Genomic DNA, 9,844 nt, shown 5'->3' with positions numbered 1-9,844 from the left:
GGACTATGCGACAGGCTGCGCGTCGGGTTGAGCGCCTCCACCAGTTGCTCGAACGGCAGATCCTGATGCGCCTGCGCCGCCAGCGTGGTCTCCTTCACCTGCGCCAGCAGCGTACCGACCGAGGCCGCGCCGTCCACCCGGTGACGCAGCGCCAGCGTATTGACAAAGAAACCAATCAGCGGCTCCAGTTCGGTGCGGGTTCGCCCGGCCACCGGTGAGCCGACCACAATGTCATCTTGCCCACTCAGGCGATGGAGCAACAGCGTCCACCCCGTCAGCAGCGTCATATAAAGCGTGCTGTCGTGCCGCGCCGCCAACGCCTTCAGCTCAGCGGTCAACGACGCATCCAGCGTAAAATCAATCCGTTCGCCTATATAATCCTGCACGGATGGCCGAGGACGATCGGTCGGAAGCTCCAACAAAGGCGGCGCATCCGCCAGTTGCTCACGCCAGTAGGCAAGCTGCGACTGTAAAACGTCTCCCTGCAACCAGCGTCGTTGCCAGACCGCGTAATCCGCATACTGAATCGCCAGCGGCGGCAGGGGATCCGGCAGCTGCCGACGGAAAGCCCGATACAACTCCGCCAGTTCTCGCATAAAGCGGCTGAGTGACCAGCCGTCGGCGACGATATGGTGCAGCGTCACCAGCAGCACCTGTTCGCGCTCGCTCAGCAGGATCAGCCGACCGCGGATCGGCGGCCCCTGTTGCAGATCGAACGGTTCCGTCGCTTCTTCATCGGCCAGTTGGCGCAGCTCGTCGGCGGCAGCGGGCCGCCCGCGCAGGTCATGCACCGTTAGGGAAAAAGGCGCAGGCTCGTCAATCTGCTGATATGGCGTGCCCTCCACCTCGACGAACCGCGTGCGCAGCGCCTCATGACGCGCCACGATACGGTCCAACGCCATGTGCAGCGCGTCGCGGTCCAGTTCGCCACTGAATTTCAGGCCGCCAGCAATGTGGTAGGCGGTGCTGGCCCTCGCCTCCAACTGGGTTAAGAACCACAGACGCTGCTGGGCAAACGAAAGCGCCAGCGGCTGGGCGCGATCGGCAAGCGTGATCGCCGGGAGCGAACTGATCGGCGCGCAGTCCACCCTGGCAGCGAAATTCGCCAGCACCGGCTGAGTAAATAGCGTGCTCAGCGCGACTTCACGGCCATGTTCATGGCGGATTCTCGACACCAATTGAATCGCCAGCAAAGAATGGCCGCCGAGGGTGAAGAAGTTATCGTCTCTGCCGACCCGCGCTATCCCTAAGAGTTCGGCCCATAGCTCTGCCAGCGCCGATTCGGTTTCCCCCTGCGGCGCGGCGTAAGCCTGCTGCTGATAAGCGGACGCGTCCGGCGCAGGCAGCGCGCGGCGATCGCGTTTGCCATTTGGGGTCAGGGGCCAGGCGGCCAGATGAACCCAGGCGCTCGGCAGCATATAATCCGGCAATTTTGCCGCCAGCCAGCCGCGCAACGCTTCGGTCGGCTGAGGCTGTTCAGACAAATAGTAAGCCACAAGCCGCGTCTCTCCGTTCTCTTCGGCGCGTGCCGTGACCATGCAGTTATGGATGGCTTCGTGAGCGTCCAATAGCGCTTCAATCTCGCCCAGTTCGATACGAAAGCCGCGAATTTTGACCTGATGATCGTTGCGTCCCAGATATTCCAACACCCCATCCGCACGCCAACGCGCCCGGTCGCCGGTCTTGTACAACCGCGCCGCGGGAACAACCGAGAAGGGATCCTCGATAAAGCTGGCCGTCGTCAGCGTAGGTCGGCCCAGGTAGCCGCGTGCCAGTTGTACCCCGCCGAGATAAAGTTCGCCCACCACACCGACCGGCACCGGCTGCCCCAGGTTATCCAGCACATAGGTTTGGGTATTGGCGATGGGACGGCCAATCGGCACGAGCGGAGAGGTGTCATGGCCAAGCGCGGGCCACGCGGTCACGTCGACCGCCGCTTCTGTCGGCCCATACAGGTTGAAGAGCGCCGCGCGCGGCAGACAGGCTTTGGTCTGACGCGCCAGCGCTGAGCCCAGACCTTCTCCGCTACAGATGATGCGCCTCAGGCTACCGCATCCCGAAGCCGCCTTGCTCGAAAGGAAGGCTTGCAGCATCGGGGGAACGAAATGCACGGTAGTGACGGCCTTTCGTTGGATAAGCTCGGCAAGGTAGTCGGGATCTTTTTGCCCTTCGTGACGAGCCAGCACCAGCGGTACGCCTACCATCAGCGGCCAAAACAGTTCCCAAACGGAGACGTCGAATCCCAGCGGCGTTTTCTGCAACACGACGTCATCGGCGGCAAGACGGTATTCATCCTGCATCCACATCAGGCGATTGACGATAGCCCGATGTTCGATCATCACCCCTTTGGGTTTTCCGGTAGACCCCGAGGTGTAAATGACGTAGGCCAGATGATGCGGCATCACCCCCTGCGAGTCGGGATTAAACGTTGGCCTTTGACTGAGCCCCTCAGCATGATCCAGATCGATCACCAACGTCCCCGCTGGCCCCTGTATGAGCCGATTGCCACGGGTGATCAGTACTCGCGGGGCACAGTCCGCCAGCATTGTGTTGATGCGGTCAATGGGATAAGCCGGGTCAATCGGCACATAAGCGCCGCCCGCCTTCAGCGTCGCCAGTACCGCCACCGCCATTTCCAGGCTGCGCGGCAGGCAAATCGCCACCCGTCCGTCTGGTCCGACGCCATGCGCTATCAGCTCGTGGGCCAATGCGTTGGCCTGCTCATTCATATTGCCGTAGCTCAGTTGCCGATCGTCATACACCAGCGCTATCGCCTGCGGCGTGCGGGCGCTCTGCGCTTCAATCAACTGATGCAGGCACTGACCGTTCGGGTAATCCTTACGGGTGGCATTCCATTCATACACCATCTGCCGGCGCTGAGCCTCGGTCAACAGCGGCAACTGCGCGACCGCCAGATCGTCGCTCCGGACCAACGCCCGCAACAGCACCTGCCAATGTTCAACGTAGCGCGCCACCGTTTCCCGGTCGAACAGGCTACTCGCGTATTCGAGACTCCCCTCAAGGCAGTCCGCACGCGCACCCAGCGTCATCGACAAATCGAACTGCGTCGTCACCTGACCGACGTTAAAGGGTTCAGCCGTTATCCCCTCAAGACGTAAAACGTCATCGCCCTCGTTGTGCCAGACAAAGAGCGTTTGAAACAAGGGGCTGTGCGCCAGGCTGCGCGTCGGATTGAGCGCTTCCACCAGCTGTTCGAACGGCACATCCTGATGCGCCTGCGCCGCCAGCGTGGTGTCTTTGACCTGCCCGAGTAACGCGCCTACCGATGTGTCGCTATCAACCCGGCAGCGTAATGCCAGCGTATTGACGAAGAAACCCATCAAAGGCTCCAGTTCAACGCGGGTACGGCCTGCTACTGGCGAGCCGATCACAAGATCGTCCTGCCCGCTCAGCCGATGCAGCAGAATGGCCCAGCCCGTCAGTAGCGTCATATATAGCGTCGCGTCATGACGTACCGCCAACGCCTTCAGTTCGCCGGTCAGATCTGCGTCCAGTCGGAAGTCGACCCGTCCTCCGGCGTAGTCCTGCGCCGCCGGTCGCGGCCTGTCAGTCGGCAGCTCCAGCAGCGGCGGGACATCCGCCAGTTGTTCACGCCAGTAGGCGAGTTGCGTTTGCAGTTCACTGCCCTGCATCCATTGCCGCTGCCAGGCGGCAAAATCCGCGTAGTGCACGGTCAACGGCGGTAAGGGATCGCGCTCGCCCCGACAAAACGCTGGATACAACGCATTAAGCTCTTCCATCAGACGAGCCAGCGACCAGCCGTCGGAGACGAGATGGTGCATCGTCACCAGCAGGACATGCCGCTGGGCATCGAGCCGGATGAGTCGCCCGCGGATCGGCCCGTCCTGTGTGACGTCAAACGGCATCGCCGCTTCATGCTCAGCCATACGACGCAGGGCCTCGTCCGCGTCAGGGCTGGATCGCAGATCGTGCCGAGCCAGTGCGAACGGTTCCGCCGCATGAATCTGTTGACTGGGGGTGCCGTTGACCGCGACAAAACGGGTCCGAAGCGACTCATGGCGCACAACAATGCGATCCAGCGCCGCCTGCAACGCATCGACGTTTAACGCGCCGGTCAAGATCACGCCGCCTGCGATGTGATAGGCGATACTAGCGCGCGCCTCTAGCTGCATCAGGAACCACAGCCGCTGTTGAGCAAACGACAAGGCCAACGGCGAATCACGGTCAACCGGCACGATCGGCGCCAACGGACGACATGCCGATGGCTCGATGATTTGCGCAAAATCGGCCAGCAGCGGATGAGCAAACAATGCATTCAGCGTGATTTCTCGTCCCAGCGTGCGGCGAATACGCGACAGCAGTTGAATAGCCAGCAGCGAGTGGCCGCCCAGCGCGAAGAAGTGATCGTCGCGACCTACCCGTTCCAGGCCCAAGAGGTCGGCCCAGAGTTCGGCCAGCGCCGTTTCCGTTTCGCCCTGCGGCGCGATATAAATCTGCCGCTGGTAGGCCGAAGAGTCCGGCGCAGGCAGCGCGCGGCGGNCGAGTTTTCCATTTGGCGTCAGCGGCCAGGCGACCAGATGAACCCATGCGCTCGGCAGCATATAATCCGGCAATTGTTCAGCCACCCAGTCGCGCAGTAGAGTCACCGCCAGCGGCTGCGGCGACAGGTAGTAAGCCACCAATCGCACATCCGCATCGCTCTCCTTACGGGCCACGACCGCGGCGTCGGCCACATCGGCATAGCCGCGCAGACGCGCTTCGATTTCACCCAGTTCAATGCGGAAACCGCGGATTTTAACCTGATGGTCATCGCGCCCCAGATATTCCAGCACGCCATCGTCGCGCCAGCGTACCCGATCGCCCGTCTTGTACAAACGACGCCCCGGCACGGTACTGAAGGGATCATCGACAAAGCGTTCAGCCGTCAAAGCGGGCTGATGAAGATAACCCTGCGCCACCCCCTCGCCGCCGATATACAGTTCACCCGCAATCCCCACTGGCGCCAGCTGTTTTGCGCTATCCAACACATAAACCTGGGTATGGGCGATAGGCTGACCGATAGGCACGTTCGCATGTGGATTCAAGCCGGACGAAACGCGCTGCGCCGTCGACCAGATGGTTGTCTCCGTCGGCCCATACACATTCAACAGCAGGCCGACGGCATCGCTTAGTCGTGCCGCCAACGCGCCATTCAACGCTTCTCCGCCGCACAATGCGGTCAGCGTCGAGTGACCCGACCAGCCATTATCTAGCAACATCCGCCAGGTTGCTGGCGTGGCCTGCATCGTCGTAATACCCGAATGTTGAATGAGGTCCGCCAGACGCGCGGGATCGTTGCTTTCAGCGTGGCTGGCCACCACCGCCGCCGCACCGCTAAGCAGCGGCAAAAAGAGCTCTAACGCCGCAATATCAAAGGCGATCGTCGTTACCGCCAGCCAGCGGTCGTCTGCCGTCAATCCAAGCTCCGCATCAAACGATGACAGAAGATTCCACAGAGCCCGTTGTCCCACCATGACCCCTTTGGGTCTGCCGGTTGAACCTGAGGTATAGATGATGTAGGCCAGTGCATCGGCATGATGCGCAAGCGGTTCGGGATTGCGGTCTGGACCCGCTATCCCATCGTCGTAGGCGCTCACATCAATGATCGCGGGTGCCTGAGCCGCTGCGCGCAGGTCATCACCGGAGACGATCGTCACGCGCGGCTGGCTATCTTCCAGCATGTGATCGATACGTTCCGCCGGATAGGACGGGTCGATCGGTATGTAGGCGCCGCCCGCTTTCAGCACCGCCAGCATCGCGACGACCATCTCAACGCCGCGCGGCAGGCAGAGCGCCACCCGCTCATTCTGCGTCACGCCGAAGGAGATCAGGTCATATGCCAGACGATTAGCACGTCGGTTGAGCGTTTCGTAGCTCAACGTTTGCTGGCCAAAAATCAGCGCCGGTGCCTGCGGCGTTCGTGCTACCTGAGCTTCAAATCCGTGATGAAAACAAACATCGCGCAGATCATCTGCCTCCGGGGCGTTCCACACGTGCAGTAGCTGATTTCTTTCCGCATCAGGCAATATCGACAGCGCGCAGGCCGGGGTATCCGGCGTTTCATTGACTGCGGTCACCAGCGCGTTCAGGACCTGAACAAGGTAATTTTTGAGGCGATGGGCATCGACCTGACCGCACACCTGCACTTCAACCAAAAAGCTCTGCCCGGTATCATCCACGTTCAACGTGAACGGATAGTGAGTCCGCTCTTTCGTGACCAGCATGTCTGCGCCGGTGCCGGACAAATCCACCAGCCCGGCGATACGACTATGCTGGCTGTGGCGGAAGTTAAGCAACGACGAAAACAGCGGGGTTGTCTGCGGCACGCCGCTGCAACGTTGCGCCAGCGATAGCGGAGCATGTTCACGTTCCAGCAGGCTCGCGAGACGTTGATGGGCCTGTTGCAGCGCCTGTAAGGTCGTTTGTTCTTGTATATCGATACAGATCGGCAGGGTGTTGATAAACATCCCCATCGCTCGTTCGATACCCTCACCGCCTTTCATTCTTCCCAGCAATACCGTGCCAAATACCGGCCTGTGGGTTTCGGATGTGCGACCCAGGACCACGGCCCACGCCAAATGGAATACGCTGGCGACGCTGACGCCGCTTTGCTGCGCAATCTCTCTCAGCTGCGCCGCGAAGCGGTTATCAAGCAAAGCCCGCGCCGATTGAACATCGGGCCATTGGTCGGTGATGGAGACATGGCCAAACGGCGCCGTCGGTTCAGTGACCCCTTGCAGCATGTGCTGAAAGAACGCCTCGTGGTCGTCACGCTGTGCTTCACGACGAGCGTGCATGACAAAATGGCGGAAAGGCGTGGTCGGCGGCAGAGACGATGCATCGCCATCAAGCAGCGCCCGGATCTCGTCCACCATAAGATCAAGCGCGGTATGATCAACCGCCAGCTGGTGCGTTTGCAGTTCGAGATAAACGTGCGCATCCATAGGATCGACAGAGACACGGCAATGGAGCAGCGGCGCGCGCCGTATATCAATGTATGTATCCAGGCGGGATTCGCGAGAGTATTCGACCTCCACGACGGGCAGCGCTGCATGGCGATACACGATCTGCAACGGTGTTTCCAGCCCTTGCCAGACGAAGGCGGTGCGTAAAATGTCGTGACGTTCGACCACCGTTTGCAACACCCCGAGAAAGCGATTTAACGCATCCCGGTGAGCAAATTTCAACGTGGTGATTTCAACGTAAGGGTCGCTCTCCGGGCTTAGCAGATGGTGGAAAAGGATCCCCTCCTGCAATGAGGTCAGCGGATAAATATCCTGCACGTTTTCCGCACCGTCGGGCACCGTCGCGACGATGCCGTCTATCTGCTCCTGACTGAGCGTAACCAGAGGCAACATTTCCGGCACGATATGCGCCTGCGGCGTCGTCAGCGGATTGTCGGGAATGTCATCCGCCACGNCGGATTTCGCGCTGACACACAATGCAAAGTCGGACAGTACCGGAGCCATAAACAGCGTCGACACGTCCGCGTGCAACGCCATAGGACGCATCCGCGCCAGCAGCTGCACGGCCAGCAAAGAATGGCCGCCGAGCGCGAAGAAATTGTCGAATCGTCCGACCCGTTCGACCTCTAGCAGGTCGCCCCACAGCGACGCCAGCGTGGTTTCGATGCCAGCCAGCGGCGCGACATAGCCCTGCTGTGCGTAAGCGGCCACGTCGGGCGGCGGCAGCGCCTTGCGATCCAATTTTCCATTGGAAGTTAATGGCCAGGCGGCGAGGTGAACCCAGGCAGCTGGCAGCATGTGGTCAGGCAGTTGCTCGGCAACCCACGAGCGCAGTTCGCTAGCATTTTGCGGCTCAGGGGCCAGATAGTAGGCGACCAGACGCGCTTCAACGCTGCCCTCCCGCGCTACCGTCACGACACAGTCCGTCACCTGCCCATGACTGCGTAACCGAGCCTCGATTTCACCTAATTCAATCCGAAAACCACGAATTTTCACCTGGTGATCGTTACGGCCAAGGTACTCCAGGGAACCGTCGTCATGCCAGCGCACCCGGTCACCCGTCTTGTACATCCGCGCCCCCGGCTGATTGGCAAAGGGATCGGACATAAAGCACGCCGCCGTCAAATCGTCCCGGTTCAAGTAGCCACGGGCAACGCCCGCGCCGCCAATAAACAGCTCGCCAGCCACGCCCACCGGCACCGGTTCGCCATTTTTATCCAGAACGTATACGCGAGTATTGGCCAACGGACGCCCAATGCAGCCCATTTTGTTTACCGATTCAATACGATGCACGGCGGCATTCACCGTCGCTTCCGTCGGGCCGTAAGCATTAAACAACGCGGGACGCCAACCTTCGCGGGCGTACCAGCATTGAATCGCTTCATGGCTGACGGCTTCGCCGCCAATCATGACCTGACGAACGCCGTTCGGGATTGCCGCGCTGCCGTCTCGAATCAAGGTATTCCAAAACACCACCGGCAAATTGGCGACGGTTATCGCGTGGTCCTGACACAGCTGCCAGAACATGGACGCATCGCTCACCCACTCATCGGTGCGCAACACCAGCGCCGCGCCCGAACAGAGCGCGCCGAAGATCTCTTCCACCGACATATCAAAGGTAAAGGGCGCAAACTGGAGGACCCGGTCGTGTGCGTTCAGTGCATAGCGGTGCTGTAACGCGGTTACCTGATGGCATAGATGACGGTGCTCAATCATGACGCCTTTCGGTTTTCCGGTGGATCCGGAGGTGTAAATCACGTAAGCCAGATGATGGGCGGAGAGTCCCAGCGCCAGCGTATCCAGATCGGTAACCGGCCACGGCCCCGCTCCGTCAAGACTGTCCGGGTCAAGCATAGCTATCTCGCTCGCGTGGCCTTGCCATAGCGCGGCACGGGTTACCACCACTCGAGGTTGGCTATCATCCAGTATGTAATTGATACGGTCGGCCGGATAGTCCGGGTCTATGGGGACGTAGGCACCGCCCGCTTTCAGCACCGCCAGCACCGCCACCACCATGTCCACACAGCGCGGCAGACAGATGGCCACTCGTGTATCCGGCACCACCCCTTGAGCGACCAGCGCATGCGCCAGCCGGTTGGCACGTTGGTTCAGCGCGTCATAGCTCAGCGACTGCTCGTCACAGACCAGCGCCACCGCCTCCGGCGCTCGCTGCACATGGGTTTCGAACAGTTGATGGATCCCAAGGTTTTGGGGATAGTCAACGCGAGTGTCGTTCCAGTCATGCAACAGTTTCTGACGTTCGGCGTCAGACAGCAGCGGCAGCCGGGCAATCGGCTGATCCGCACTCTGCATCATCGCCCGCAGCAATACCTGCCAGTGATCCACATAGCGTTCCACCGTTTCACGATCGAACAAGCTGCTGGCATATTCGATCCCGCCCTCGATCCGATCGTCACTCTCGCCCAGCGTCAGCGACAAATCGAACTGCGCCGTCACCTGATCGGACGTGAATAGTCGCCCTTGAAGATCACCCAGTTGCAGGGTTTCCCCGGCGGCGTTTTGCCAGGCCAGCATGGTCTGGAACAGCGGGCTGTGCGCCAGACTGCGTACCGGATTCAACGCTTCCACCAGCTGTTCGAACGGCAGATCTTGATGCGCCTGCGCCGCCAGCGTGGTCGCCTTCACCTGCGCCAGCAGTTCGCCGACCGTCGCGTTGTCGGCTATCCGGCAGCGCAGCGCCAGCATATTGACGAACAGGCCGATCAGCGGCTCCAGCTCGGTGCGGGTGCGCCCCGCCACCGGCGAGCCGATCACGATATCGTCCTGCCCGCTCAGCCGGTGCAGCAGAATGGCCCAGCCGGTCAGCAGCGTCATGTACAGCGTGGCGTCGTGACGGG

General features: G+C 60.9%; 1 protein-coding gene. It reads right to left on the bottom strand.

Going from position 1 to position 9,844, the window contains the following annotated elements; all coding sequences use genetic code 11:
* Positions 1-9,821, bottom strand: a 9,821-nt coding sequence (locus SB13_RS16885; RefSeq protein WP_463605564.1) for a non-ribosomal peptide synthetase, incomplete at its 3' end; no start/stop codon positions are given.
* Between the last annotated feature and the right edge of the window lie 23 nt (positions 9,822-9,844).

The organism is Lonsdalea quercina subsp. quercina, from assembly GCF_000688695.1.
GTDB classification, from domain to species: domain Bacteria; phylum Pseudomonadota; class Gammaproteobacteria; order Enterobacterales; family Enterobacteriaceae; genus Lonsdalea; species Lonsdalea quercina_D.
The sequence above is the reverse complement of the archived record's forward strand: the minus strand, read 5'-3'. Positions and strand labels throughout refer to the sequence as shown.